At 44.7% G+C, this 25,603-nt stretch carries 26 protein-coding genes and 1 pseudogene; 12 read left to right on the plus strand and 15 right to left on the minus strand.

Annotated features, from left to right (window positions below; genetic code table 11):
- Window position 1: 1 nt before the first annotated feature.
- Together R7F64_RS17170 and tsaA are read right to left on the minus strand one after the other, a co-directional pair.
- Window positions 2–1,717 (minus strand): proline--tRNA ligase, encoded by a 1,716-nt coding sequence (locus R7F64_RS17170; protein WP_213969798.1) that lies wholly within the window; start codon window positions 1,715–1,717, stop codon window positions 2–4.
- Between the two features lie 111 nt (window positions 1,718–1,828).
- On the minus strand, window positions 1,829–2,524 hold the full coding sequence (gene tsaA / locus R7F64_RS17175) for a tRNA (N6-threonylcarbamoyladenosine(37)-N6)-methyltransferase TrmO (protein ID WP_005380294.1): 696 nt from the start codon (window positions 2,522–2,524) through the stop codon (window positions 1,829–1,831).
- A gap of 123 nt (window positions 2,525–2,647) precedes the next feature.
- Here tsaA and R7F64_RS17180 point away from each other — a divergent pair, with 123 nt between their 5' ends.
- The 3 genes from R7F64_RS17180 (at window position 2,648) to R7F64_RS17190 (ending at window position 4,853) form a co-directional block, all read left to right on the plus strand.
- Window positions 2,648–2,908, plus strand: coding sequence for a type B 50S ribosomal protein L31 (locus R7F64_RS17180; protein WP_005380295.1), 261 nt, complete (start codon window positions 2,648–2,650; stop codon window positions 2,906–2,908).
- Window positions 2,909–2,911: 3 nt separating this feature from the next.
- Window positions 2,912–3,037, plus strand: a complete 126-nt coding sequence (gene ykgO / locus R7F64_RS17185; protein ID WP_005380299.1) for a type B 50S ribosomal protein L36 — start codon at window positions 2,912–2,914, stop codon at window positions 3,035–3,037.
- Window positions 3,038–3,266: 229 nt separating this feature from the next.
- Entirely contained in the window at window positions 3,267–4,853 is a 1,587-nt protein-coding gene (locus R7F64_RS17190) for an AbgT family transporter (RefSeq protein WP_005380301.1), read from the plus strand.
- 106 nt (window positions 4,854–4,959) lie between these two features.
- On the opposite strand, the gene R7F64_RS17195 is transcribed toward R7F64_RS17190, so the two are convergent.
- From R7F64_RS17195 to R7F64_RS17230, 8 genes are all read right to left on the minus strand, one after another.
- Window positions 4,960–6,033 carry a hypothetical protein gene (locus tag R7F64_RS17195; RefSeq protein WP_238762483.1) on the minus strand — a complete coding sequence of 358 codons (1,074 nt, stop codon included), beginning with the start codon at window positions 6,031–6,033 and terminating at the stop codon, window positions 4,960–4,962.
- Window positions 6,030–7,142 (minus strand): ATP-grasp domain-containing protein, encoded by a 1,113-nt coding sequence (locus tag R7F64_RS17200; RefSeq protein WP_318071926.1) that lies wholly within the window; start codon window positions 7,140–7,142, stop codon window positions 6,030–6,032. Before R7F64_RS17200 ends, R7F64_RS17195 begins: the two co-directional genes overlap by 4 nt.
- Window positions 7,130–8,398, minus strand: coding sequence for a F390 synthetase-related protein (locus tag R7F64_RS17205; protein ID WP_213894083.1), 1,269 nt, complete (start codon window positions 8,396–8,398; stop codon window positions 7,130–7,132). Before R7F64_RS17205 ends, R7F64_RS17200 begins: the two co-directional genes overlap by 13 nt.
- Entirely contained in the window at window positions 8,386–9,249 is an 864-nt protein-coding gene (locus R7F64_RS17210; protein WP_213894085.1) for an MBL fold metallo-hydrolase, read from the minus strand. Before R7F64_RS17210 ends, R7F64_RS17205 begins: the two co-directional genes overlap by 13 nt.
- The gene (locus R7F64_RS17215; RefSeq protein ID WP_213894087.1) at window positions 9,218–10,204 is read right to left on the minus strand and encodes an NAD-dependent epimerase/dehydratase family protein; all 987 of its coding nucleotides are present in this window, start codon (window positions 10,202–10,204) and stop codon (window positions 9,218–9,220) included. Before R7F64_RS17215 ends, R7F64_RS17210 begins: the two co-directional genes overlap by 32 nt.
- A complete protein-coding gene (locus tag R7F64_RS17220) occupies window positions 10,201–11,190 on the minus strand; it encodes a ketoacyl-ACP synthase III (RefSeq protein ID WP_213894089.1) in 990 nt (329 codons plus the stop codon). The genes R7F64_RS17215 and R7F64_RS17220 overlap by 4 nt, the downstream gene beginning before the upstream one ends.
- A gap of 194 nt (window positions 11,191–11,384) precedes the next feature.
- A complete protein-coding gene (locus R7F64_RS17225; protein ID WP_005380310.1) occupies window positions 11,385–11,834 on the minus strand; it encodes a YaiI/YqxD family protein in 450 nt (149 codons plus the stop codon).
- Window positions 11,831–12,124, minus strand: coding sequence for a hypothetical protein (locus R7F64_RS17230; RefSeq protein WP_005391777.1), 294 nt, complete (start codon window positions 12,122–12,124; stop codon window positions 11,831–11,833). The genes R7F64_RS17225 and R7F64_RS17230 overlap by 4 nt, the downstream gene beginning before the upstream one ends.
- A gap of 932 nt (window positions 12,125–13,056) precedes the next feature.
- Here R7F64_RS17230 and R7F64_RS17235 point away from each other — a divergent pair.
- Window positions 13,057–13,541: pseudogene (locus R7F64_RS17235) on the plus strand (GNAT family N-acetyltransferase).
- Here the strand turns inward: R7F64_RS17235 and R7F64_RS17240 are convergent.
- Entirely contained in the window at window positions 13,501–13,800 is a 300-nt protein-coding gene (locus tag R7F64_RS17240; protein WP_005380315.1) for a DUF3301 domain-containing protein, read from the minus strand. The pseudogene R7F64_RS17235 and the gene R7F64_RS17240 overlap by 41 nt on opposite strands.
- 13 nt (window positions 13,801–13,813) lie before the next feature.
- On the minus strand, window positions 13,814–14,851 hold the full coding sequence (locus R7F64_RS17245) for a DUF3549 family protein (RefSeq protein ID WP_017636035.1): 1,038 nt from the start codon (window positions 14,849–14,851) through the stop codon (window positions 13,814–13,816).
- 76 nt (window positions 14,852–14,927) lie between these two features.
- Here R7F64_RS17245 and R7F64_RS17250 point away from each other — a divergent pair, with 76 nt between their 5' ends.
- Entirely contained in the window at window positions 14,928–15,242 is a 315-nt protein-coding gene (locus R7F64_RS17250) for a YqcC family protein (protein ID WP_005391784.1), read from the plus strand.
- Window positions 15,243–15,246: 4 nt separating this feature from the next.
- Complete coding sequence (truC, locus tag R7F64_RS17255) at window positions 15,247–16,017, plus strand: tRNA pseudouridine(65) synthase TruC (RefSeq protein WP_318071927.1); 771 nt, start codon at window positions 15,247–15,249, stop codon at window positions 16,015–16,017.
- Between the two features lie 90 nt (window positions 16,018–16,107).
- Here truC and R7F64_RS17260 read toward each other — a convergent pair whose 3' ends face one another.
- The 3 genes from R7F64_RS17260 to map form a co-directional block, all read right to left on the minus strand.
- Window positions 16,108–16,491 carry a DUF3461 family protein gene (locus R7F64_RS17260; RefSeq protein WP_171344492.1) on the minus strand — a complete coding sequence of 128 codons (384 nt, stop codon included), beginning with the start codon at window positions 16,489–16,491 and terminating at the stop codon, window positions 16,108–16,110.
- Between the two features lie 142 nt (window positions 16,492–16,633).
- A complete protein-coding gene (glnD, locus tag R7F64_RS17265) occupies window positions 16,634–19,258 on the minus strand; it encodes a bifunctional uridylyltransferase/uridylyl-removing protein GlnD (protein WP_017636037.1) in 2,625 nt (874 codons plus the stop codon).
- Window positions 19,259–19,366: 108 nt separating this feature from the next.
- Complete coding sequence (gene map / locus R7F64_RS17270) at window positions 19,367–20,245, minus strand: type I methionyl aminopeptidase (protein WP_104975539.1); 879 nt, start codon at window positions 20,243–20,245, stop codon at window positions 19,367–19,369.
- 384 nt (window positions 20,246–20,629) lie between these two features.
- Here map and rpsB point away from each other — a divergent pair, with 384 nt between their 5' ends.
- The 6 genes from rpsB to R7F64_RS17300 all read left to right on the plus strand — a co-directional run bounded on the left by rpsB (window position 20,630) and on the right by R7F64_RS17300 (window position 25,574).
- The gene (rpsB, locus tag R7F64_RS17275) at window positions 20,630–21,358 is read left to right on the plus strand and encodes a 30S ribosomal protein S2 (protein ID WP_005380327.1); all 729 of its coding nucleotides are present in this window, start codon (window positions 20,630–20,632) and stop codon (window positions 21,356–21,358) included.
- 132 nt (window positions 21,359–21,490) lie between these two features.
- Window positions 21,491–22,336: a translation elongation factor Ts gene (gene tsf / locus R7F64_RS17280; RefSeq protein ID WP_005380328.1), complete on the plus strand. Its 846-nt coding sequence runs from the start codon at window positions 21,491–21,493 to the stop codon at window positions 22,334–22,336.
- A 147-nt stretch (window positions 22,337–22,483) separates the two neighbouring features.
- Complete coding sequence (gene pyrH / locus R7F64_RS17285; protein ID WP_005380329.1) at window positions 22,484–23,209, plus strand: UMP kinase; 726 nt, start codon at window positions 22,484–22,486, stop codon at window positions 23,207–23,209.
- A 100-nt stretch (window positions 23,210–23,309) separates the two neighbouring features.
- Complete coding sequence (frr, locus tag R7F64_RS17290; protein ID WP_005380330.1) at window positions 23,310–23,867, plus strand: ribosome recycling factor; 558 nt, start codon at window positions 23,310–23,312, stop codon at window positions 23,865–23,867.
- Window positions 23,868–23,963: 96 nt separating this feature from the next.
- Window positions 23,964–24,719, plus strand: a complete 756-nt coding sequence (locus R7F64_RS17295; RefSeq protein ID WP_047102608.1) for an isoprenyl transferase — start codon at window positions 23,964–23,966, stop codon at window positions 24,717–24,719.
- Window positions 24,720–24,731: 12 nt separating this feature from the next.
- A complete protein-coding gene (locus R7F64_RS17300; protein ID WP_005385351.1) occupies window positions 24,732–25,574 on the plus strand; it encodes a phosphatidate cytidylyltransferase in 843 nt (280 codons plus the stop codon).
- The last annotated feature ends 29 nt before the right edge of the window (window positions 25,575–25,603 follow it).

The following is a 25,603-nucleotide window of genomic DNA, read 5'->3' on the forward strand; positions in this document are numbered from 1 at the left end:
CTTACTTTAGTTGAGCTTTTACGTGCTCGATAATATCAGTCATTGCGACTGGCGTTTTCTCACCAGTAGCACGGTTCTTGTATTCGAAGTTGCCTTCTTTCATTGAGCGGTCACCGATAATAATGGTATGCGGTACACCAATAAGCTCCATATCAGAGAACATTACACCTGGGCGTTCTTTACGATCATCAAATAGTACTTCGATGCCCATTGCCGTTAGCTCAGCGTACAACTTCTCAGCGGCTTCTTTTACTTCTTCTGACTTGTGCATGTTCATTGGAACGATCGCAACCTGGAATGGTGCGATTGCATCTGGCCAGATGATGCCGTATTTGTCATGATTTTGCTCAATAGCAGCCGCTACTACGCGAGTGATACCGATACCGTAACAACCCATTTCTAGGATGACGTTCTTACCATCAGGACCCAGTACACCACAGTTCATCGCTGCGGAGTAAGCGTTACCTAGTTGGAAGATATGGCCAACTTCGATACCACGCTTAAGCTGGATAATGCCCTTGCCACATGGGCTTGGGTCACCTTCCACAACGTTACGTAGGTCTTCAACTTGACCAAGCTCTACATCACGACCCCAGTTAATACCGAAGTAGTGTTTGCCATCGATGTTCGCGCCCGCACCGAAGTCGCTCATTACCGCAACGCTGCGGTCAACAATGAACGGCAGTTTAAGGCCAACAGGGCCTAGTGAACCAGGGCCTGCACCGATAAGCTCACGAATTTCTTCTTCAGATGCCATTTCCAGTGGAGCTGCAATCTGAGGAAGGTTTTCTGCTTTCACTTCGTTCAGTTCATGATCACCACGAATAATAAGCGCGATGATTGGCGCATCAACTTCGTCAGATGCTTTCACAAACAGTGTTTTCACTGTTTTTTCAATTGGTAGTTCGAACTGCTCAACCAATTCAGCGATTGTTTTCGCGTTTGGCGTATCAACCAACGTCATTTCTTGTGTTGGTGCCGCAGCCTCAGAGGCTGGAGCTAGTGCTTCTGCTTTTTCAATGTTTGCCGCGTAATCTGACTCGCTAGAGAATGCGATGATATCCTCGCCGCTTTCAGCCAGTACGTGGAACTCTTGAGAGCCGCTACCACCGATAGCACCGCTATCTGCAAGTACAGGACGGTAATCCAGACCCATGCGATCGAATGCTTTACAGTAAGCATCGTGCATTGCGTCGTATGATTTTTGTAGTCCGTCTTTATCAATGTCAAAGCTGTACGCATCCATCATTGAGAATTCACGTGAACGCATTACGCCAAAACGTGGGCGTCGTTCGTCACGGAATTTAGTTTGGATTTGGTACAGGTTTAGCGGAAGCTGTTTGTAAGAGCTCACTTCATTGCGAACAAGGCTAGTGATCACTTCTTCAGCGGTTGGGCTAAGTACAAACGGACGAACATGACGGTCAGTAAAGCGAAGTAGCTCAGGACCCATCTTTTCGCTGCGGCCTGTCTCTTCCCATAGTTCAAACGGCTGAACAACGGGCATCAAAGTTTCGACTGCGCCTGCATTGTCGATTTCTTGACGAACGATGTTTTCGACTTTACGCAGTACACGTAGACCAGTAGGTAGCCAGGTATATAAACCTGAAGCCAGCTTACGGATCATACCTGCACGTAGCATGAGCTGGTGGCTCACTACTTCTGCGTCGTTTGGAGTCTCCTTCAGAGTAGAAAGAAGATAATTACTGGTACGCATTAAATTTATCCGTTTATTTAAGTTAGATACTCAAGCTTGAATAAGCAGGAGTATGGGAGTTCCCGAAAGGGAAATTTGTTAGCGGTCTATAATATCAGCCAATTGCGTTTGTCAAAAGCTTTCAATAGCGGTAACCGTTATTAAGTTGCTTGTTGCTGTGAACTTTACGTTCAAGTCGAACAAATTTACCGCATATTCTTTGTCGTCCGGCTTGTTTTTCTTATATGCAGGGCGAGGATCTTGTGCCAGAACTTGTTCAATGACTGATCTTACATAGTCAGTATCGGATCGATTTTCTATCGTTGCTAATGCTTGAGCAGAAAAGGTGACTTGTGACTTTTCTGGCTCTTGGTCTGCGTATCCGCCTTGTGCTTCCGAAATAGAATCCGAATAGGGGATATAAGGCTTAATATCCACAATCGGTGTCCCATCCACGAGATCTACACTGCCTAAATCAAGATAGATTTGATCGCCTTGCTTAGTGACTCCTTTCACTTCAACGGCTGACATTCCGATTCCGTTTGGACGGAAAGTCGAGCGCGAGGCAAAGACACCAATTCGTTCATTGCCGCCTAATCGTGGCGGACGTACAGTTGGTTTCCAACCAGCTTCCAGGTTCTGATCAAATAGAAACAACAACCAAACGTGAGAGAACTGTTCTAGCCCACGCACTGCTTCAGGGCTATTTGCTGCACCTAACAGTTTTACGCGTGCTTTAGCCTCTGGTACTAAGCGTGGTTGGCGCGGAACTGCAAACTTTTCTTTGTACGGTGTCTCAATGACGCCGATGGGTTCGATGGAATACATGGTGGACATCTTTAAGAATTCATTGAGATGAAAAGTATCACAAATTTCTCTTGCTTTTCTTGTTGATAATGATTATTAATTAAAATGTTATAACATAACAATTTAATTGAAAGGAAAAGTATTATGAAACCAGGAATCCACCCTGAATATCGTCCTGTGGTGTTCCACGACACCAGTGTAGATAAGTACTTTGTCGTTGGTTCTACGTTGAAAACGGAGAGAACCATCGAATGGAAAGATGGCAAAACTTACCCTTACTTTACGTTAGATGTGTCGTCAGCTTCTCACCCGTACTACACCGGTAAACAGCGCGTTGTACAAACCGAAGGTCGCATTGCGAACTTCAACCGTCGTTTTGGTCAATTTAAGAGCGAAAAGGAATAAATCATGAAGGTAGTAAAATCATTAAAAAGTGCAAAAAGTCGTCATCCGGATTGTCAGATTGTAAAACGGAGAGGGCGTCTTTATGTCATTTGTAAAACGAACCCGAGATTCAAAGCTGTGCAAAAGTAATCAGCCTGCATATATCTAACTTATGGTTTTGTTTAATTGATAATGTTGAGTTAATTATCTTACATGGATGAAATATCTACATTTTTATTCAATGTTGGTTATAAATGCCTCTGTTCGTCACAGTTTGTAACATTTAGGGCTTTTATTTGACCTTCTACTCAAGTACCCTTCGCACGCTTTTTGACATTTTTGTCACATTTGCATAGGAATAAAAACAAGGAGGGAACAGATGAGTTCATCTGATTCAATTAAACAAAACTCGCCTAAGAAGCCGCTGTTTACGCGCTTTTTGGATACTGTCGAATATTTGGGGAACTTATTACCCCACCCGATCACACTATTTGCCATTTTCTGTTTAGCCATTCTGGTGATGTCGGGTATTGCAGGATACTTCGAAGTTTCCGTAGTTGATCCTCGTCCTGAGGGTGCAAAAGGTCGTGCCGCGGATGGCATGATTCATGTCGTTAGCTTGCTTAACGCTGATGGCCTTGAACTAATCGTTACCAATCTAGTGAAAAACTTTGTCGGCTTTGCACCTTTGGGTACGGTATTGGTTGCGATGTTGGGTGTTGCTATTGCTGAATACTCAGGCTTGCTATCTGCAGCAATGCGTGGCTTAGTCATGGGTGCATCTCAACGCATGGTAACAGTGACGGTCGTTTTCGCGGGTATCATTTCAAATACGGCATCAGAGCTTGGCTATGTGGTACTTATTCCACTGGCTGCAATGCTGTTCCATTCTTTAGGTCGTCATCCACTTGCCGGTCTTGCTGCGGCGTTCGCTGGTGTATCTGGTGGTTACTCAGCAAACCTACTTATTGGTACGGTTGACCCGCTGTTGTCAGGCATTACTGAAACGGCGGCGCAAATGATTGACCCAACTTACACTGTTGGTCCAGAAGTTAACTGGTACTTCATGTTTGTGTCGACATTCTTCATTGCAATCACAGGTGCGTTTGTTACTGAAAAAATTGTTGAGCCAAAGCTTGGCAAATACAGTGAAGAAGAAGCCTCAGAAGATTTGTCGAACGACAAAATGGGTGGCTTAACAGACATTGAGAAGAAAGGCCTAAAACTAGCAGGTGTTGCTGTACTGGTTGTTTCAGCGCTGCTTGCTTGGACGGTTGTTCCAGAAGACGGCATTCTACGTTCTGATGCAGGTACAATTGCAGGTTCACCATTCCTGAAAAGTATCGTGGCATTCATCTTTGTGTTCTTTGCTATTCCAGGCTTTGTGTTTGGTAAAGTTGTTGGCACGATGAAGACGGATCGCGATGTAATTGATGCAATGGCGAAATCTATGTCTTCTATGGGCATGTACATTGTATTAGTTTTCTTTGCGGCTCAGTTCGTTGCTTTCTTTAAATGGACTAACTTCGGTCAGGTATTCGCGGTTGCTGGCGCTAGCTTCCTGCAAGAAATTGGCTTAACTGGCCCAATGTTGTTCTTTGCCTTCATCCTGATGTGTGGATTTATCAACCTAATGATTGGTTCGGCATCGGCACAGTGGGCAGTAACGGCTCCGATTTTTGTTCCTATGTTGATGCTTGTTGGTTATGCACCGGAAACGATTCAGGCTGCTTACCGAATTGGTGACTCGACGACAAACATCATTACTCCAATGATGAGCTACTTTGGTTTGATTCTTGCCGTAGCGACTCGTTACATGAAGAACTTAGGTATCGGTACGCTGATCGCGACCATGCTACCTTACTCAATCTGCTTCATTGTAGGTTGGAGTGTGCTGTTCTACCTATGGGTATTCGTATTTGGTTTACCAGTAGGCCCTGGCGCAGCAACATACTACACACCGTAGAAAACGGTTACCTCACACAGCTCCATTATAAAAAGCCTGCGAACGTCGCAGGCTTTTTTATCGATTGAGACTGTGTACGCAGGCTTACCTGATTATAGATGTCGGTTTATAGCTGAAAACGCATCAACAAAGGGCGATAAAAGTGCTGAGTGAGCCAGCATAAGCTTTTCCAAATTATGCGTTTGTACCAAGGTAAGTGCGCAATATAAACATAGCTAAATTCAATTTCTGGCCGGGCTTTTCTGTTGCGTTTAAAAGCCGGAGCACCTGAGCTCATATTAAAGCGACGCTGGTATATCATTGCATGGCGGATGGTATAGGCCGATATTCGACGATACAATGCGAGGCGTTGTGGCTTATTGGTATCGTAGCCAAAAATTGGGCAAGTCATATCATTATCAATTTCTACAATGCCTAACGTAGCCAGCATCTCTTCTTGATAAAACAGTCCCACTAAATGTACTAATTTGTTCTGGCTCACCTGTTTTAAATATTGGGTTGAAAACTGGATGTTATTGAGGCTGTATTTATCAAGGTAAAGCATGTCATATAACTCTTTGGCACGCTGAAACTCTTCATCAGTGGTCAGTGGCCTAAACTGCCAATCTTTATCATTAAGCAGTTTGAAGTCTTTCGTTAAATCTCGGTTGAAGCTGAACGCTTGCCAATCATCAAGTAAATACACTTGTCGTGTTACCAAGCTTTGCCATTTTGGCTGCTTCAATCGCTGAATTAAGTGTGAATGCTGACGCTGGTTGAGGGAGCGAAGCACCAAGGGAAAGGTGGGGTATTGATCGAGTGCGACGCGACGCAGTTCATCGAGATTTAAGGCTGCCCATTGTTCGCTATACATATTGGTGGACAAGCACTGATTGTTGAGCGTTTGGACTTGATCCAATCCAGCCAATGATAAGATTGGTTTAGTCATATTAATAAGTAACTTACATACCCATCGAACAGCCACATTTTTGACTTTGTGAAGCTCTTCTTCGGCGTAGCCACTAAGCAGTGTCATAGGGGACACGGCATAACAGTTGTTTGGTATTTTTGGTGTTACGGAGTAGGGAATGGCAACATCATCGATATAGTAGCAACCAAAGCTTGCTGTGCATTCATCAATGGGATTCGACTGCATAAGAGTGAAAAAAGTTTTATGCCATTCTTGAGAGGAAAGTGTCATGAGTTCAATGCCTCTCCATTCCACTCAATATCAACGGTAGAAGCGTCGCTCCACTTCGTCTTGTTCTGCCTAGCTAACCGGAGTAATTCAAACACACTCCGGATTTGGCTCCCTACCGGCAAGTTATGCTGTTGCATTACATTCACTCCAGACCACCAATCTTGCCAAGTTCGAGCCTTGAACAGGGATAACCCTCCTTCAGCGATGAGTGTTATTGGCCCTAAATGATGCAGTCGCTGTTTGGAAGGGGCAGTAAATGCCATATTAGGGAGCAGTTGACTGCATCTAGACGAGAGTAGGTGCAAACCACTGGTGGCTCTTGGGTTACATTCAATCACGTAGAGTTCATCTTGTGATTTGATGAAGTCAAACGACACTTGCCCATGATAAGTATGACGTTTACCAAAAGTTGCGATAAATCTATCTAGTCGTTCGCACGAGATCGGCTGAAAAGCACTGGCGGCCGAGCCGTTTACACAGTATTTCGGCACATAAGCTTGGTGTGCTTTAAGGTCACCATGTTCAAAAATGGCATAGTTACACACCGGAGTCCCATGGATTTTTTGTTGCTGAACCCAAGGGTAAAGGGGCGATATCGTGGCGGCAGAAATAGACTGAGTTGTCACATCTCTTATGACTTGCCCGCCAAACCGAGAGTAAACGGGCTTTAGAACGGTTCTCTTATTAATTTCAATCTCACTTTTATCAGCGACCAAACGAGTTTTTGGAAGTGTGATTTCTGGCAAACTTTGAAGCTGTTCAAAGACGGTCAACTTGTTGTGCAGGGCATTGAGTAGTCCCACATTGGGCAGAAAAAAATCTACTTCTGGGCATTGTTTGGCAACATGAGCCAAGTAATAAACTTCTTCACAAGTGGGTATCACTATATCAATACGCATCTGAGTAATGATTTTTAGGATCTGCTGTTGATAGGTGGGAAACGCAAATCGAGGTGAAGCGGTGGGGATATAAGACTCGATGCCTCGCAAAAACGATCCTAGAGGTTTTTTTAGCGAATCGGTGAGAATTACGTCATGTCCATGATGAATACACATGGTTGCCCACTCTAGTGCAACTGGTGCTCGGGCTCCGGTGATTAAGACCCGCATATGTTCACCACACGTCGTTGTTTATTCATTGGCGTCCAAATAGGCGCAGGGCGGTAACTAAATCTGACAGGATCAAGCCGCAATTGGTCAAACAACTTTATCAAGGCTTGGTGTATAACCCGATGGTGGTGAACATCCGCTTCAATTTGAATGGCTTGTGACCCTGTTTGGGTGATTCGGTAATCCACGCGACCTTTGGCAGATAGTGTTATAGCGCGGTAGATGAGATCTGGTAACACCGTCACTGGGACGTGGTTTGCGTTTAGCGTGAGGCGATCACCACATCGTCCGGCAATCGCGCCAAGAGGTTCAAATACGCCATTATCCTGTTTATTCTCAATAATATCGTCGAGCTGATAACGAATAATGGGCTGAGTTTTACGACGAAAATCGGTGATAATTGGGCTGTAATGAGTACGTTCGGTATTCAGCCAATGTTTTTCGATGTAAACAACATCCTGATTCCAGCGCATTTGTCCATGCTGATCAGTACATGCAAGAAAACCTTCAGTACATTGATAGACTTCATGGAGTTCGCTGTCGAACCGTTGAGAAATAAAGTGACGGTCACTCTCGGTTAGGACTTCTGCACCAGAAATGATCCGCTGTGGTTGAATTGCGGGTTGACCAAATTGACCGCTGAACTGGGCGCAGAGCTGAAGAGCTTGCGCACTACCAACCAAAAGCGTGGGTTGGAACTCATCCAGCTCTTTTATCCATTCTTGGTAAGGTTTGGTTAAATCGGCATAAAAAAATGTTACAGGCCCTTTCGCGACGGATTTATACAGTGGGCTGTTGGCGCGCAAGGCTAGCGCAATTCGGTGTTTTTGCCATAGATTGGGCAACAGGCGAGCCAATATATTGCCAGCCCATAGTTGCGTTTCCTGTTTGTCAGCAAGAAACAACCCGCGCATGCCTGATGTGCCCGAGGAAAGCCCAACAGTAACATCGACAACTTTCGAAGCGGCGAAGTTGCGTGACTGTTCTGCGTCGAGTGCTTGTTGCATTAGCTGTTCAGCATCTAAGCCTTTCGTATTCAACTCTGAAAGGTTCTCCATCATGGTTTGCTTATTCATGATAGGGAAATCACTGAGTGGTGCACCTTGAAGTGAGCGGTAATACGGTGAATGACGGCATACCCAATCCAAGTGTTGCGTTAAGTGTTGTTGCTGCCATGTTTCGACTTGTTCCCTTGAGCCGAAGGGGCGGTAGCGGGTTCGCCAGAATTCTGAGATAAGCGTTCTCACTTCATCCATCCTTCTTTGATTAGCTGCTGGATAGTTTCCTGACAATGTGAAGGCACGAAGCGAACAAAGTGGTGGGTTTGTTGGTAGCAACTTCTCAACTCGGAGAGGGTGTTTTTATAGGCTTTTGTATCATCGCAAAGCATGTTCGCCAGCCAATGCTGATCAATATTTTCACTCAAGCTCTCGATTAACCAGCATGCATCGGCGAGTAAGAACAGCCAACTTTGGTCTCTTTTAACTAGCAAGCCCACTTGACCCGCAGCATGGCCTGGCAAGCTAACCATATAAATGAATCCGTCGTCGAACATGTCTTTACAGAGCAAATTAACACCTTGGCACTGAGGAATAATTTGGCTGATTGGTACGGAAAAGTCACTATGAATGAATAAGTTAGATTCAAGTTGTGGAGGAAGTAGAGCTTTTAGGTATCCTTTTCTTACGCCTCCAATTCGACCACTCTTAGTAATTGCATCCACCCCTTTTTGTTGGCAATGCAATTGAGAGTGGGAAAACTCAGACACGGCAGCAATGTGATCAGCATGGAAGTGGGAGAGTACTAAGTGTTCAATATCATGAGGTTTGAGACTTTCTTTTGCTAACTGCGCAACAATTCCGTGTTCTTTGTTATAGCGACAAGGTGTTGTCCAAGCATAAAAACGTTCAGGGAAGGGACGAGTCGCGCTAAAAAAATGCTCGTGATATCCCGTGTCAAACAGGATGTTGCCTTGTGTTGGGTGCTGAATTAACGCAACGGCTGCCGGAAATGCTCTAGGCTTGATACCAGAACCTGGTTTGACAACAAAGCCTGGGTGTACGCAGTGTCCAGCCTCAAAGATTTTTATTTTTAGACCAGTTTGCATACTGCTGTATTCCTTCTTGAATTGAAAAAAGCGGCTGGTAATTCAGTGTTTGTTTCGCCTTGCTGATATCCAGAGTTTGATGGTAGTTAAACAATCCTGCGCTGTATGAGGTGAGCCTTGGTTCTGGCTGATGTGGTAAGTGACTTCGTATTTGCTCACTGAGCTTTAATAATGGTGATACAACGCCGTATGGTAATGATTGTAACGTTACTTTTAGGTTTAACCCCTCACATAAAGCTTGCAGAACAGTCTCAATTGGCATTGGTTCGTTGTTGGAAATGTTGAACACATCACCATGCTGAAGTTGGTCTGCCTGAGTGCAAGCGAGCATCGCTGCATGGGCAACGTTGTCGACATAGGTCAGATCAACCACAGGATTTCTACCTGATGGCAGAAGCAGAGTGTTGTTTTTTATCGCCTTAAGCACTCTTGGGATAATCGCGCGATCATTGGGTCCAAAAATGCCACGCGGTCTTAAAATGATCGCTTTACTTCGACCTTTTACGGCTTCAATTTCTGATAGATATTTTGTGTGTGCGTAATCATTACACCAGTATGAAGCTATGGCGTCGGTTTCTCGAATATTCCAACGGTCTTGATGGTCAAAGTAGACGCTGGTGGACGAAATATGGATAAAACGCGAGATTTGATGCGTATTAGCCGCATTGACGAGGTTTTTGGTGGCATCTACATTGGCTTGATAAAACGCCTGCCACTTTCCCCATGGGCTTGAGAAAGCGGCACAATGGATGATTGCATCCATACCTTGGCATACCGCATGAACTGCTGAGTGGTCTCTTAAATCGACTATATGGGGGATAACATCGAATTGCTCGGCGAGTTGTTTAGCGATGACTGTGTTTCGTGCTGTAAAATGCAGTTCATGCTGCTGGTGAAACATTCTCAAAATTGCGCTACCCAACATCCCGCTGCCACCAGTGACCAATATCTTCATAGTTTTAGCACTCCCATCCCTAGTGACAACCCTGCGGCGGTGCCAGCTAATAACACATGTTTTCCTGCGGTTTCTGGCTGATTACGCAGCCAGTGTAAGTTAATTGGGAGTGAGGCGGCGACTTGGTTTCCCAAAGTCGAAAAGTGATTAACGGTTTTCTCTGTTGGTAGCCCGGTGAGTGAAGGCAGTTTTTTTAATCCATGCGCGCTGGCTTGATGAGGAAGAAAATAATCAATATCGCTGAGTGTTACCGGAGAGGCGTCAAACCCTTTTTTTAGAAACGCTGGTAAGGCTTTACGCACATGTTTAAAGAGTGCTTTGCCCTCCATCTCAAACTGGCAACTTTTTAAATAGGCTTGATGCTCGGAGGTATGCGGATTGATATGACTACCTCCGCCCTTAATTTGACAAAATGAATACCCGGTATGATGCGTTTCAAAGTGACTGGTGAGCAATCCATCATCGTTGCGTTCTTCGAGCAAAAATGCGGCGGCACCGTCTGCGAATAGCGTTGCAACTTCTGGTTTGAGCGTAAAATTTCGATTCAGTGTGATGCCAGTGGCGAGTTCGCTGGTGACAATAAGAATCCGACGGTATCGTTTTGCTAAGAATAGACTCTGGGCAAGATCAAGCGCAGAGAGAAAGGATAAACAGGTGCTGTTCAAATCAAAGCTTTCTAGCCATGTTGGAGCGTCTAACGCGGCGAGAACCGCTGAGGCGTCGTAGGGTAGAGACTGGTGGTGTGTGCCGCTAGCGTAGATAAGAAGATCAACGGAGCTTAAGGTATGTGTGTTTCCTAAACATTGCTCTATTGCCTGCACTGCCATGTAAATAGCGGTCTCTTTTGTATTGGCTACATGACGATATTCAACGTCGAATTTATTTCGGCAGGTCCCTGGCGCTAATTTTAGGAAGCGATCCATCTCTCGATCAGACCATTGATTCGTTGGCAGGTAGCTTCCACTGGAAACGATGTTAAAGCCCATTATTCTCTATACACTTATTAAAAACGTCGTTCAAAATAAACCACGTTGCATATTGAAGCTATGGCGAGCAAGATGAAAAATAAACAGAACAAAACAAATGGGAGTAAGAGCACGCTTTGGGTGCAATGCTGAGAATGAATTTTCAGGAATGAGCCAGGCTTTTATTTGCTGGCTCAATTTGAATAGAGTGAGGGTTACTTCTTAAATTTCGCCAAAATACGATCCAAATGGTTTGCAAATTCGCGTCGATCGGTTTGAGAAAGCGCGGCGGGCCCACCTGTCTGAATTCCGCTTGAACGCATGGTTTCCATAAAGTCGCGGATATTTAGGCGAGCTTTGATGGTGTCTTTTGTATAGAGCTCGCCACGAGAACTGAGGGCTTGAGCGCCTTTAGAGATAACCTCATCTGCAAGCGGAATATCTGACGTGATCACCAAATCGTTGGCTTCCACACGCTTGACGATTTCGTTGTCTGCGATGTCAAATCCCGCAGGGACTTGCAGCGAGTGGATGTTGTCTCTTTTCGGCACAGGGACAACGTGGTTAGCGACAAACGTACATTCAATCCCCGTACGCTCGGCGGCACGCACAATGGTTTCGCGAATAACTTTCGGACACGCGTCTGCATCTACCCATAACTTCATGATGATTTCTCACTGAGTTTCGCTTCTAACTCTTCAATACGAATGGCTAGCATTTTTACGGTGCGCTCTAGGGCTTCAAGACGATCATTATCGGTGTGGTGTTGTGCTGCGATTTCAACCTTGGGTACGCGTTGAGCACTCTTCCAACTTTTTATTGCGGTGATTAATGCTGGCATTGGAACTGGCGTTTTCAAGCGTGCTTTCACTAACGCTACGGTTGGCTCTTTTCCTTGTTGTTGCAACTGTTCCATTGCCGCTTCTAATTCTTTAGTAACGTCTTGAGTTAACATTTTTAATCCTTAACAACGATATATCTATCATCATACGTTGAGTGCGCTAATTTGGCGAATGGCATTTTGGAGAGTGTAGTGTGAGAGATCTCTTACATAGGTTGTGAGAGAAAACGATTTCGTAAGCGGAAAAAGAGAAGCTGAAGAGCTTAAGTTTCTGATAAATAATGATTTAACAACTTGTTAACCAATGTGAGAGCCAAATATTTATCTTGGATAGATTGTCTATTTTTGGAAAAGGCGTAAATTGAGAGTTGTCAGCAGGAAGCAGACATGGAACAGGAAAGCACCAAGGATTTGGTTATCGTCAGGAAGACGATTTGGTTGGTCAGGATGATTAATCAAGCATGGAGCGTAGGACATTGTAAGGATACGATCATCAATAGGATGTTGATGACTAAGGATAGACAATGGACCCCTCTAGGATTGAGGTTATGGACAGCATCAGGAAGATGCAAGGGACACCGCTCAAGGAACAAGTGACGTGTGCTAACGAGGAATGTTAGCAGTCAGGATAATAAGGACACCGCTAGGACGGCGACGTAAGGAATAAGCTGACGGAATCAGCCACTATTATGGATGATGCATGGAGCACTTTTAGTAGCCGGACTGCTGCGAGTAAGACCATGACCCCGATACTTATGTGTCGGGGTCTTTCTTATATAAAAACGATATCCAGTGCTCTCATTGAATTAAGCATCTCGATGTTACTTGGGGATATCAATATCACAAAATATATAAATTCCTAATAACACTTAATAAAAAACAACTCAGATCAATACCCTTTCCAACCAGTTGGTTTAACTTTCGGCTTCTCTACAAGGTGTTATGCCCGCAATCATTGAGCATGTTCAGCTCATCGAGTTTGTGATCTGCGGATAGATTAAGTTTGTTGTAATCAAGGAACAGATGTGGCCATAGTAACCAGAAGAATGCTTCTTCTACCCTACAATGAGTCGTTGCAACTAGAATTCGTCATGCTGAATTGCTGTGCGAAAAACCGTGCTGAATTGAATGGTCCGTATACAGTTGCGTCTGCCAAACAGATGTTTGAGAAAATACTGGATGATGAGAACATTTATAGTATGGCAGTGCTAGAGAGCACCAGTCGTGACTATATGGGGCACGTGTTCATTGCTAATCTCGATTCCGAACCTGAATTAGGGTTTATTTTTGATAAAGCATATTGGGGTAAAGGGTTAGCAACAGAAGCACTAAAAGCATTTTTCCCCAAAGCGTGCCGTGAATTGGGCTTGAATAAGGTGAAAGCTAACGTGAATAGCAATCATCAAGCTTCTATGGCAGTACTGAAAAAGCTGGGATTTGTTGAAACAAAAAAAGTAAGGATATATATGGTCCTTACTTTGAAATGGAATTTACAAGCGATGCGGTGGTAGGTGAAAGTTCTGCGGCCTGAAACCGACCATGGTTAACTCTCCTTGGTAGCAATCGTCACCAAGAGATGAAAACTCAAATTGATACACCGTATGCCAACGCCAGACTCCGTCTGGCGTTTTTAGTTTATGGGCACCAAAGGCGATGCTGATTAATTGGAGATCCAATTGCTCACATTTACGCGTGATGGCCGCTTTTGCGAGTTCGGCTTGGCGACGCTGTTGCCAAAACAGGTAACAGAAAAAGCAGAGCCCTAAAATTGCTAAAAGATCACCAATCATTCCTGAACCTTTCTTAGCTTTTTGTTGCTTGTTGTAAGCTTACTAGCGCATTTGCTAGTTCCTCTGATGGGTTTGAATGCAGCAAAGGCAATAACACCATTCTTAACTCTGGCAGCATCACTAAATCGGCAAATAACTGATTAAATAGGGCTTGATTACCGGTTTGAGCTAAACGCAGCAAAAACTGTTCTGCTACCTTTTCATTGGCGAGTAAGTGCCAAGCGCGACCCGCCACACCAATCAATACCTCCTGATGGCTTAAACGAGGGCTATGCAATATCGCATCTAATACTGGAGAGGCGACTTCTGTTGGCGCACCAGCAAGGGCTCGGATAAGTGCTGAAAGTAGGAAGAGATCAGGTTCGCTACTTGCGATTTCTTGCTGTGCCTTTTCCGCGATACGTTCTGCTAAACGCTCTTGAAGCTCTACATGCTCAAGCGCACCTAATAGGGCATAAAGTGGCTCATTTGGTAGGTGGTTCAACGCTTTGCGTATCATTACCCCGTTTTGCTCTTTGTCCAAACGAGCGGCCATGTCGGTGATCCCTTGCAGACCTACGGTTTGCCAATTATCCCAGCCTAAACCACCTGAAAAGTAATGCTGAGTGTGCTCATAATATTGGCTGGTAGGAAGATCGAGGTTCGCGCGGACCTGGCTATGAAACACGGCCATTTTGTCTTCGGAAGGTTTGAACGTATATGGGTTATTAGACAGCTTTTGCTGTTGCTCTTCAGAGATATCACCATTGAGGCGTGTTCCCATGGCTTCCACTACGTATTTAATGAAATTGCCGATATCTGATTGCTTTAACAAACCGCGCTCGTCCAATTCAAACTTTAGAAACCAAATCCAAGGTTGCTTTTGTTCATTCCAATAAGCGATGGCAAGGTGTGCTTTACGCTGCATTGGGAATGGGTACGGTGCTTGACCTTTTTCTACATCGGCAAACTCTTTCTTAGCGATGGTTTTGATACGACGACCAAGATCGAAGATTTGATAATCACAGCGGCTGTTGTTCAACAGTTGAGTGAGGGTTTGAATGTTTTCCATTAAATACGACGTCCTAACGTTCTTTTCACAAGAAATGGTATCATTCTCGGCTAATTCAAGGTTCGAGATAGAATTAATGGTAACAAATACTCAATTGGTCGACTTACTTCACCAACTTGAAACGCAGCTTAAAGAACATAAGTTGTGGCAACACACTAGGCCTTCAGAGCAAGCCTTACAAAGCGTGGAGCCATTTGCGATTGATACATTGCATCCTCATGAGTGGTTGCAGTGGATCTTTATAGACAGAATGCACGTGCTAGTGGAAAACAACCAACCATTGCCAAGAGGGTTTTCTCTCGAGCCCTATTTTTCAGAAGCGTGGAAGCAGGAACCGCAGTTCGCAGAGCTGCTTGTTACAATCCGAACCATTGACGAACTGTGTAAGTAAACGAATGCTAGAACAAGAAATAGCGCGATCTTCAGAACCAGTTGAGCTGGAGATCGTTTATCAGGATGAATATTTTGTAGCGGTCAACAAGCCTGCCGGCATGTTAGTGCATCGCAGTTGGTTAGATAAACACGAAACTCAATTGGTCATGCAAACTTTGCGCGACCAAATTGGTCAGCATGTGTTCCCATTGCATCGTCTGGATCGTCCAACATCTGGTGTGCTCGTGTTTGCGTTGTCGAGTGAAGTCGCGTCACAAGTCATGCCGATGTTTGCTGAACATAAAATGGAAAAGACGTACCACGCGATAGTACGCGGTTGGATTGAGGAAGAGGGCGTCTTAGATTACGCGCTCAAAGTCGAGTTAGACAAGATTGCGGATAAGTTCGCTTCACAAGAAAAAGAAGCGCAAGAAGCGGTGACGGAATATAAACCGTTGGCTAAGGTGGAAGTTCCCTATTCGACGGGTAAATTTCCTACAACGCGTTATTGCTTAGTTGAAATGAAACCTAAAACGGGGCGTAAGCACCAACTTCGTCGTCATATGGCACATCTACGCCATCCGATCGTGGGTGATACAACGCACGGGGATGGAAAGCACAACAAGCTGTATCGCACAGAGTTTGATTCTCATCGTTTGCTACTGCATGCTTCAGAGTTACGGTTCGTTCATCCATTTACCGATCAAGAGATTGTCATGACGGCCAATATTGATGAGACTTGGCAGCAATTGTTTACTCGATTTGAGTGGGATGAATCGATGATCAACCGATAATCGGCGCAGTTAGATCTAGATAATGATTGGGTACAAATAAAAAGGGTTAGCATCAATGCTAACCCTTTTTTAAAATTTAAGACTTAACGTTTACTTTAGTTTTGCAAGATCCGCTTCGATCTCTGCGATCTTACTCGAAACGACTTTTTCTAAATGACGAAGGTCTGAAAGAATTTTCTCTTTTACATCAACCTCAGGTTGTTTCGTTGGCTTAGTGATTTTATTCAGTTCATCAATGACTAATGTGAGGTTACGGTTGATTTCCGTTACTTCTTTATATTTGTGACTGCCACTATCAACAAGAACATTTTTGATTTGGCGTGGGTATTTGAATTTAACGCTTTTAGCGAATAGTTCGCCTTTTTGCTTGTGGAAATAGATCTTGAGTACGTCTTTGTGTGCTTCTTGGCGTAGGGAATAACGTTCAATCTGCTTAGGGTCGTGAATACCCAAACCAGTGAGGTGGGGATACATAGGCTACCTCTATTACATCGAATTGATATTGATATAACTGTAGCAGCCTATGTATGAGCTAGATAGCTGATATTTAGCCAAAATGCTTAACTTGTGGGCAAGATCGCTCTCGCCCTGAACCGAAAAGATTGGCAGGTTTGATCTAAGCTGCGACCTCATCAGATAACTTTTCGATCAATCTCTCTCTTAGCTCATCTTGCTGTTCTTCACTTAATCTTCCCCCTGCATCACTGGTTAAAATAAACAAGTCTTCTGCTCGCTCACCAATGGTGGTGATTTTGGCACCGTGAAGGTTGATATTTAAATCAGCAAACGTACGGCCTACTTTGGCCAACAGCCCTGGTGTGTCTAGCGCGACAAACTCCATTAAAGTGTGTTTTTTACCTTTGGTTGGTAAGAAGTCGACTTTGGTTTTCACGTTAAAGTGCTGAAGTTTGTTCGGAGTACGGCGCGTTTTAATCTTGGTTGGTCGGCCTGCCTCCAGTACATGAGTGAGGTGTTTAATCACCGCGGCGTGACGAGACTCATCGATCGCTTCGCCATGTTGATCGAGTACCATAAAGGTATCAATCACGTGCCCATCTTTGCTGGTCATGATTTGCGCGTCGTGTACATTAAAATTACGCCTATCTAACTCCGCCACGACCGTCGCAAATAAAGCAGGCTGGTCTTTCGTATATACAAACACCTCAGTGCCGCCACGAGTGGCTTTTTTACTGATCAATACCAAAGGCTTAGTCGGATCTTCCATGCGAAGTAAGTGTTCGCAGTGCCACGCGATTTGCGTATGAGTATGACGAAGGAAGTAGTCAGCTTTGAAGCGTTGCCACAATACTTCAATTTCGCGCGCGGCAAACCCCTCCTTGCGCAGCATTGCGGAGGCCATTTGTTGATTGTGGCGAATTCGCTCACGCACATCGACAGGATTCTCTAGCCCTCTGCGTAAAGCACGTTGTGTGGAGTAATACAGCTCTGCAAGTAAAGTTCGTTTCCAAGCATTCCAAAGTTCTGGGTTGGTTGCACAAATATCTGCAACTGTCAGGCATACAAGATAATCGAGAGATTCTTCGTCTCTGACTTTTTTGGCAAACTCGGTAATGACATCGGGATCATAAATGTCTCGGCGCTGTGCGGTGACAGACATTAATAGATGATGTCTTACCAACCAAGCGACAAGTTTCGCTTCGGGCTTCGATAAGCCATGCTCAATGCAGAAGTCGTACGCTTCTCCTTCACCGATAATTGAGTGATCGCCGCCACGACCTTTCCCGATATCGTGGAAAATAGCGGCAATAATCAGCAGCTCTTTCTTTTGCATCCGTGGGTAGACGTCACAGCAAATAGGGTGCTTCGCATGATTTTCTGGGTCACTAAAAGTGTTGATGTGTTTAAGTAAGCGAATACTGTGTTCATCAACGGTGTAGGCATGGAATAAGTCAAACTGCATTTGACCAACAATCTGACTCCATTGCGGTAAATAGGCCGCCATAACCCCTAATCGGTGCATTAGGCTGAATGCTTTGTGCAGAGCATTAGGGTGACGACATAACGCCATGAACTTTTCACGCGCAGCAGGAATGGTGTGCAAAAACTTGTTGAGCCGACGGCGAGCGGTGCGAAGTTGACGCAGCGTTGGTGGGCTCACCCCTTCAATAGTTGAGTCGTTAGCAATATGTAAGAACATATCCAGAATAGTTTCTGGGCGAGCTTGGAACAATGCGGGTTTCCGCGCTTCAATTAAAGAACCGCGACGTTGAAAGTCCGTATCGAGAATCTCGGCACTTTCTGTCGCCCCACCATTAATGATCGCTTGGTCAAAGAGTTTGAGTAGCATTTTATTGAGCTCTGCCACACGACGAAGCGTGCGGTAGAACTCTTTCATCATCATTTCTACGCCTCGGTTGCCTTCTCCGACGTAGCCTAGATTTTCCGCAACTTGTGCTTGATGAGCAAAGGTCAAGCGGTTGTCATAGCGGCGAAGCTCCATGTGCAGAGCGAAACGTACTCTCCAAAGGAAGTCCTGACATTCAACCAATTCTCGGTATTCTGCGTCAGTTAAAAATCCGTATCGGCTCATTTCCAACAATGAAGTAGCACCAAAGTGACGTCGAGCGACCCAGCTTAATGTATGAATATCGCGCAGCCCGCCAGGGGTTGATTTAATGTCCGGTTCTAAGTTGTAGGTCGTGTCGTGGTAACGTGCATGGCGTTCGCGCTGCTCTTGAATTTTAGCGCGGTAAAACGTCTCACTTGGCCAGAAAGAGTCTGATAACACGACTTTCTTCAGTGCCTGAAAGGTGTCCTCGCTTCCACACAGCAATCGCGCTTCTTGCAGGTTTGTCGCGACCGTTAGATCGGCTTTACCAATTTCAGCACATTCAGTAACGGTGCGAACAGCGTGTCCGACCTCGAGTTTTAAATCCCACAACAGCGTAATGAATTCGCTGATTTTTGCTTCTAACGCGGTTGGCAGTTTATTGTTCGACAGAATCAAAATATCGATATCGGAGAGCGGATGCAGCTCGCCTCGTCCGTAGCCACCAACGGCAACCAGGGAAATGTTGTAAATATCCTTGAAACCAAAATGTTGCCACAAACGATTGAGAAGCAGATCCATATATTCAGCTCTGGCTAAAACCAAGCTTGTTACCGGATGATGATTGAGAAACTCTTGGTTTTGATTAGAGCTAAACTTCTCTAATTCTTGTTTGAGTTCACCGATATTGATTTGTTCATCGGAAAAGGTAAGAGGGGACTGAAGTGTCATATTTGCCATCCGTGCAAGCTAATCTAATAACAATCTAACAAATTTGCGGCAGATAAAAAATATCCCCGCCGAAGCAGGGATATAGTAAACAACGAGTGGTCGTCAGCTTTACACGTTTTTCATTAGGCGAGGAATCGTATCGTCGCTACGAAGCGTCAGTACTTCACAACCTTCTTTTGTTACAACAATGGTATGTTCCCATTGCGCAGAGTTCTTGCCGTCGCCCGTGTAAACAGTCCAGTCATCTTGTGCATCAACAGAGCAACCAAATTTACCTGCGTTAATCATCGGCTCAATAGTAAAGCACATGCCTTCTTTTAATACGCGGCGGTCTTTGTTCTTGTAATGAACCACTTGTGGTTCTTCATGGAACTCATCGCCGATACCGTGGCCACAGAAGTCTTTCACAATAGAAAACTTGTTGCGAGGATTGTTCTTGTTATTCTCTTTGATGTACTTCTCGATAGCTGTACCGATGTCACCAACCGTTGAACCTGGCTTAACGGTACGCATACCAACGTACAGTGCTTCTTGAGCTACCATGCACAGACGTTTGTTTGCAGGCGAAACATCACCGACTAGGAACATCTTAGAAGTGTCACCATGGTAACCCTGAGGACGCACGCTCAGATCGGCATTCTCATCATTTGGAACGATTACGGTAATATCAACGTTTAAGATGTCACCATCTTTTAGTACCGCCGGCTTCATTTGGCCGTTGCTACCGATTTCGTCTTTTTCCGCTGGAATACCGTGGCATACGATATGGTTGATTGAAGTACAGATCGACTTAGGGAAACCATGGTAATCAAGCGGAGCAGAGTATGCACCTTTTTCTAGAGCGTACTCATGACAGATTTTGTTTAACTCTTCTGTCGTCACACCAACTTTGATGTGTGGTTCGATCATTTCTAGAATCTCTGCGGCTAGCTTGCCCGCAATGCGCATGCGTTCTATTTCTTCAGCAGTTTTAATCTTGATTGACATTGGTTTTCTCTACTTATTCCTAAGCACGTAAACGTGCGAATGGCCGCATTCTATCAGACATCGGGGCGTTAACCCAAGTTAGATAGGAATATGCATCATTCTTAATTCGATCATATGTTTAAAGTTTTGCTTATAAATAGGAGAAAGTGGCTCGGTGAAGAAATAATTTTTACTAGCCACAGTGAGCTAAAATATGGTATAAAGCGCGCCGGAATAGAGGACTGTTCTCTTCGTTTAGCAAAGTTAAGCGGCGAAGCAAGCTTCATCCGAATAACCTTTTATCTTTAAATCACACACATTCCGTCACATATTCCGGGGTGCTGAGCAGAAGCTTGGTCGGAGTTATGGGGAATGTGGAGGCCTAACCCCATAGAGGATTTTAAAATGGCAACTGTATCAATGCGCGATATGCTAAAAGCTGGTGTTCACTTCGGTCACCAGACTCGTTACTGGAACCCAAAAATGAAGCCATTCATCTTTGGCGCTCGTAACAAAGTTCATATCATCAACCTAGAAAAAACTGTACCAATGTTCAACGACGCTCTAGCTGAACTAGCTAAAGTTGGCGAGAAGAAAGGTAAGGTTCTATTCGTAGGTACTAAGCGCGCTGCATCTGAAGCTGTTAAAGAAGCTGCAATCGCAAGCAACCAGTTTTACGTAAACAACCGCTGGTTAGGCGGTATGCTTACAAACTACAAAACAGTTCGTCAGTCTATCAAGCGTCTAAAAGAACTAGAGACTCAATCTCAAGACGGTACTTTTGACAAACTAACTAAGAAAGAAGCTCTAATGCGTACTCGCGAAATGGAGAAGCTAGAGAAATCTCTTGGTGGTATCAAAGACATGGGCGGCCTACCAGACGCTCTATTCGTAATCGACGCTGATCACGAACACATTGCAATTAAAGAAGCTAACAACCTAGGTATTCCAGTATACGCTGTGGTAGATACTAACTCTAACCCAGACGGCGTTGACTACGTAATCCCAGGTAACGACGACGCGATCCGCGCTGTACAGCTATACCTGAACGCTGCTGCTTCAGCAGTATCTGAAGGTCGTAACAAAGACGTAGCTGCAGTTGCTGAAAAAGACGGTTTCGTAGAAGCTGAATAATAGCGGCTCTGTGTCACACTTGGTCTATGTGAAACCTTTGTGTAGCATAAACTAAGTTATAGTTAGCAATGGGGGCCGACAATGTTAGGCCCCTGTTTTTTACCTTATTTCGAATCAAACGAGGAAGACAGAATGGCAACTGTAACTGCTGCTCTAGTTAAAGAACTTCGCGAGCGTACTGGCGCTGGCATGATGGAATGTAAGAAAGCGCTTGTAGAAGCAAACGCTGACATCGAACTAGCAATTGAAAACATGCGTAAATCTGGCGCAGCGAAAGCAGCTAAGAAAGCTGGTAACGTTGCAGCTGAAGGCGCAATCATCATCAAAGAAGAAAACGGCGTTGCTGTTCTTCTTGAAGTTAACTGCCAAACTGACTTCGTTGCTAAAGACGGTAACTTCACTGCATTCGCAGAAGAAGTTGCAGCTGCAGCTCTAGCTTCAAAAGCTTCTGTTGAAGAACTACAAGCACAATTCGAAGACGCACGTGTAGCTCTAGTAGCTAAAATCGGTGAAAACATCACTATCCGTCGCGTAGAATACGTTCAAGGCACTGCAATCGCTTCTTACCGTCACGGTGAGAAAATCGGTGTTGTTGTTGCTGGTGAAGGCGACGCAGAAACTCTTAAGCACGTTGCAATGCACGTTGCTGCTTCTAAGCCAGAGTTCGTTAACCCAGAAGACGTACCAGCTGACGTAGTAGAAAAAGAGAAAGCGGTTCAAGTTGAAATCGCAATGAACGAAGGCAAGCCTGCTGAAATCGCTGAGAAGATGGTTGTTGGCCGCATGAAGAAATTCACTGGCGAGATCTCTCTAACAGGTCAAGCTTTCATCATGGAGCCTAAGAAAACTGTAGGCGAAATGCTGAAAGAAAAAGGCGCTTCAGTTTCTACGTTCGTTCGCCTAGAAGTAGGTGAAGGTATCGAGAAGAAAGAAGAAATGAGCTTCGCTGAAGAAGTTGCAGCAGCTCAAAAAGGTTAATCCTTAGAGACTGTATAAAGATTAGACCGTAGCCAAGGCTGCGGTCTTTTTATGAGCAGTGAACGATTAGCCGTGATGAATAGCCATAACTGAAGTTGTGTCTATTCATGACTGTTAATCAACAACTCTCTTTGGAAGGTAAACTCCATGACTACGAACCCTAAACCAGCGTATCAACGTATTCTATTAAAACTGAGTGGTGAAGCTCTTCAAGGTGAAGACGGTTTTGGTATTGATCCTGCGGTCCTTGATCGTATGGCACAAGAAGTTAAAGAACTGGTTGAACTGGGTGTTCAGGTTGGTGTAGTTATCGGTGGCGGTAACTTGTTCCGTGGTGCAGGCCTAGCTGAAGCTGGTATGAACCGCGTAGTTGGTGACCACATGGGTATGCTTGCTACAGTAATGAATGGCCTAGCGATGCGTGATGCTCTTCACCGTGCATACGTAAATGCGCGCGTTATGTCTGCAATCCCTCTAAAAGGCGTATGTGACGACTATAATTGGGCTGATGCGATCCGTGAGCTTCGCCAAGGCCGAGTTGTCATCTTCTCTGCTGGTACTGGTAACCCGTTCTTTACAACGGATTCTGCTGCTTGTTTACGTGGTATCGAAATTGAAGCGGATGTCGTACTAAAAGCGACGAAAGTTGATGGTGTATTTACTGCTGACCCTGTAGCAAACCCAGACGCAGAGCTGTATGATAAGCTATCTTATGCAGAAGTTCTGGATAAAGAGCTGAAAGTTATGGACTTGGCGGCGTTTACGCTAGCTCGTGACCACAAAATGCCAATCCGCGTATTTAATATGAACAAGCCAGGCGCACTACGTCGCGTGGTAATGGGCGAAGCAGAAGGCACGCTCATCAACGAATAAGCTTGGCTTAAGGTGCCACTCCAAAGCGTTAGGGTGGTGCTTGCTTTGCTCAACCGTTTTAGGCTTTCTTCAGGAAAGATGACATTTTTAAGGTGAAACTGTGATTAACGAAATCAAAAAAGACGCGCAAGAGCGCATGGATAAAAGCGTTGAAGCGCTTAAGAACAACCTTTCTAAAATTCGTACAGGTCGTGCACACCCAAGCCTACTATCTGGTATTTCTGTAGAATACTACGGTGCAGCAACACCTCTAAACCAAGTAGCAAACGTTATTGCTGAAGATGCACGTACACTTGCAATCACGGTTTTTGATAAAGAGCTGACGCCGAAAGTAGAAAAAGCGATCATGACGTCTGACCTTGGTCTAAACCCTATGTCAGCTGGCACTATCATCCGCGTTCCACTTCCACCGCTAACGGAAGAACGTCGTAAAGACCTAGTTAAGATCGTCCGTGGTGAAGCTGAAGGTGGTCGTGTTGCTGTTCGTAACATCCGTCGTGACGCAAACAACGATCTTAAAGCGCTTCTAAAAGATAAAGAAATCTCTGAAGATGAAGATCGTAAAGCACAAGACGAAATTCAAAAGCTAACTGACGTTGCAGTTAAGAAGATCGATGAAGTTCTTGCTGCAAAAGAAAAAGAGTTGATGGAAGTTTAATACTCCCACACACATCACTGTTGGAAAACGCTGTGCTCACAGCTCAGCGTTTTTTTATGTTAGTCTATCCAACTGATGGAACTCAATTAACTCCCTATGCAAAATTCTCAAGCCTTCTCTGATTCCCTTCCTAAGCATATTGCCATCATTATGGACGGTAATGGCCGTTGGGCTAAGTCCAAAGGAAAACCTCGCGTATTTGGTCATAAAAAAGGCGTTAGTGCCGTTCGTAAGACCGTGGCTGCTGCTTCAAAACTAGGCATTAGAGCCATGACGCTGTTTGCTTTTAGTAGTGAAAACTGGCGTCGTCCGGAGGAAGAAGTGGGTCTTTTGATGGAACTGTTTATCACGGTCCTGTCTAGTGAAGTAAATAAACTACACAAAAATAACTTACGGTTGCGCGTGATCGGTGATACCAGTCGATTTAGTGAGCGTCTACAAAAGAAAATTGTAGAAGCAGAAAACCTAACGGCAGATAACACGGGTATGGTGATCAACATTGCAGCCAACTATGGCGGTAAATGGGACATCACAGAAGCTGCTAAAACGTTAGCGCTAAAAGCACGTAACGGTGAAATTCGTGTAGAGGATATCAATGAGCAGCTAATCACTGAGCATTTGACCATGGCAGACTTACCGGAAGTGGATCTTTTAATTCGCACCAGTGGAGAGTGCCGCATCAGCAACTTTATGTTGTGGCAAATGGCTTATGCAGAAATGTACTTTACACCAGAGTACTGGCCAGAATTCGATGAAGACAGTTTGGTAGAAGCTGTGACTTGGTTTATCAACCGAGAACGTCGTTTTGGCTGTACAGGTGAACAAATAAAGGCATTGATGGCAGCTCAATAAGGACTAGTTAGTTTGAAACAGAGAATAATAACAGCACTAATTTTAGCTCCCCTGGTTATTTTAGGCATTTTTAAATTACCGCTAATGGGCTTTATTGCCGCTTTAACTGCAATAACGCTATTAGGTTTTTGGGAGTGGACTCAGTTTACAGGAAGCAACTCTCGCATTGCTGCCCTTGTGCCGGCAATCATTATTACCGGACTTAGTTTTCTATACATCTCGCCTGATGCATATAGCCTAAATCACTTAACGACACCTCATTATGTCGTCTTGGGTATTGGTTTTGTTTGGTGGATTATTGCTAGCTTAATGGCGATTACTTACCCCAAAACGACGAAATCTTGGCAAAGTAATTTTGTTTTACGTCATGTATTTGGTTTTCTGACACTAATCCCATTCCTTTGGAGTGTGATTATTCTCAGAGCGTATGACATCACTGTAGATCCATACCACGGCGCAAAGCTTGTGTTGTACGTTTGTTTCTTGGTATGGGCTGCAGATAGCGGCGCCTACTTTGCAGGCAAAAGCTTAGGCAAACGTAAGATGGCTCCTCATGTAAGCCCCAATAAAACCATTGAAGGGCTAATTGGTGGCATTATCACGGCATTAATCGTAGCGTGGGCATTTGCTGATTGGTTCGACATCCAGTTCACTAGCCCTGTCCATATGGTGCTGATTACGCTAGTGACTGTCGTTATTTCAGTGCTTGGTGATCTGGTTGAAAGTATGTTCAAACGTGTCTCAGGCATTAAAGACAGCAGTAACATTATCCCAGGGCACGGTGGTGTGCTAGATCGTATCGACAGCCTAACCGCAGCATTCCCAGTTTTTGCTCTTCTTTACTACGTATTCTAATTTATCAGGAGCGGCGTCGTCGCTCCTGA

The organism is Vibrio sp. Vb1980, from assembly GCF_033338615.1.
GTDB lineage: Bacteria > Pseudomonadota > Gammaproteobacteria > Enterobacterales > Vibrionaceae > Vibrio > Vibrio alginolyticus.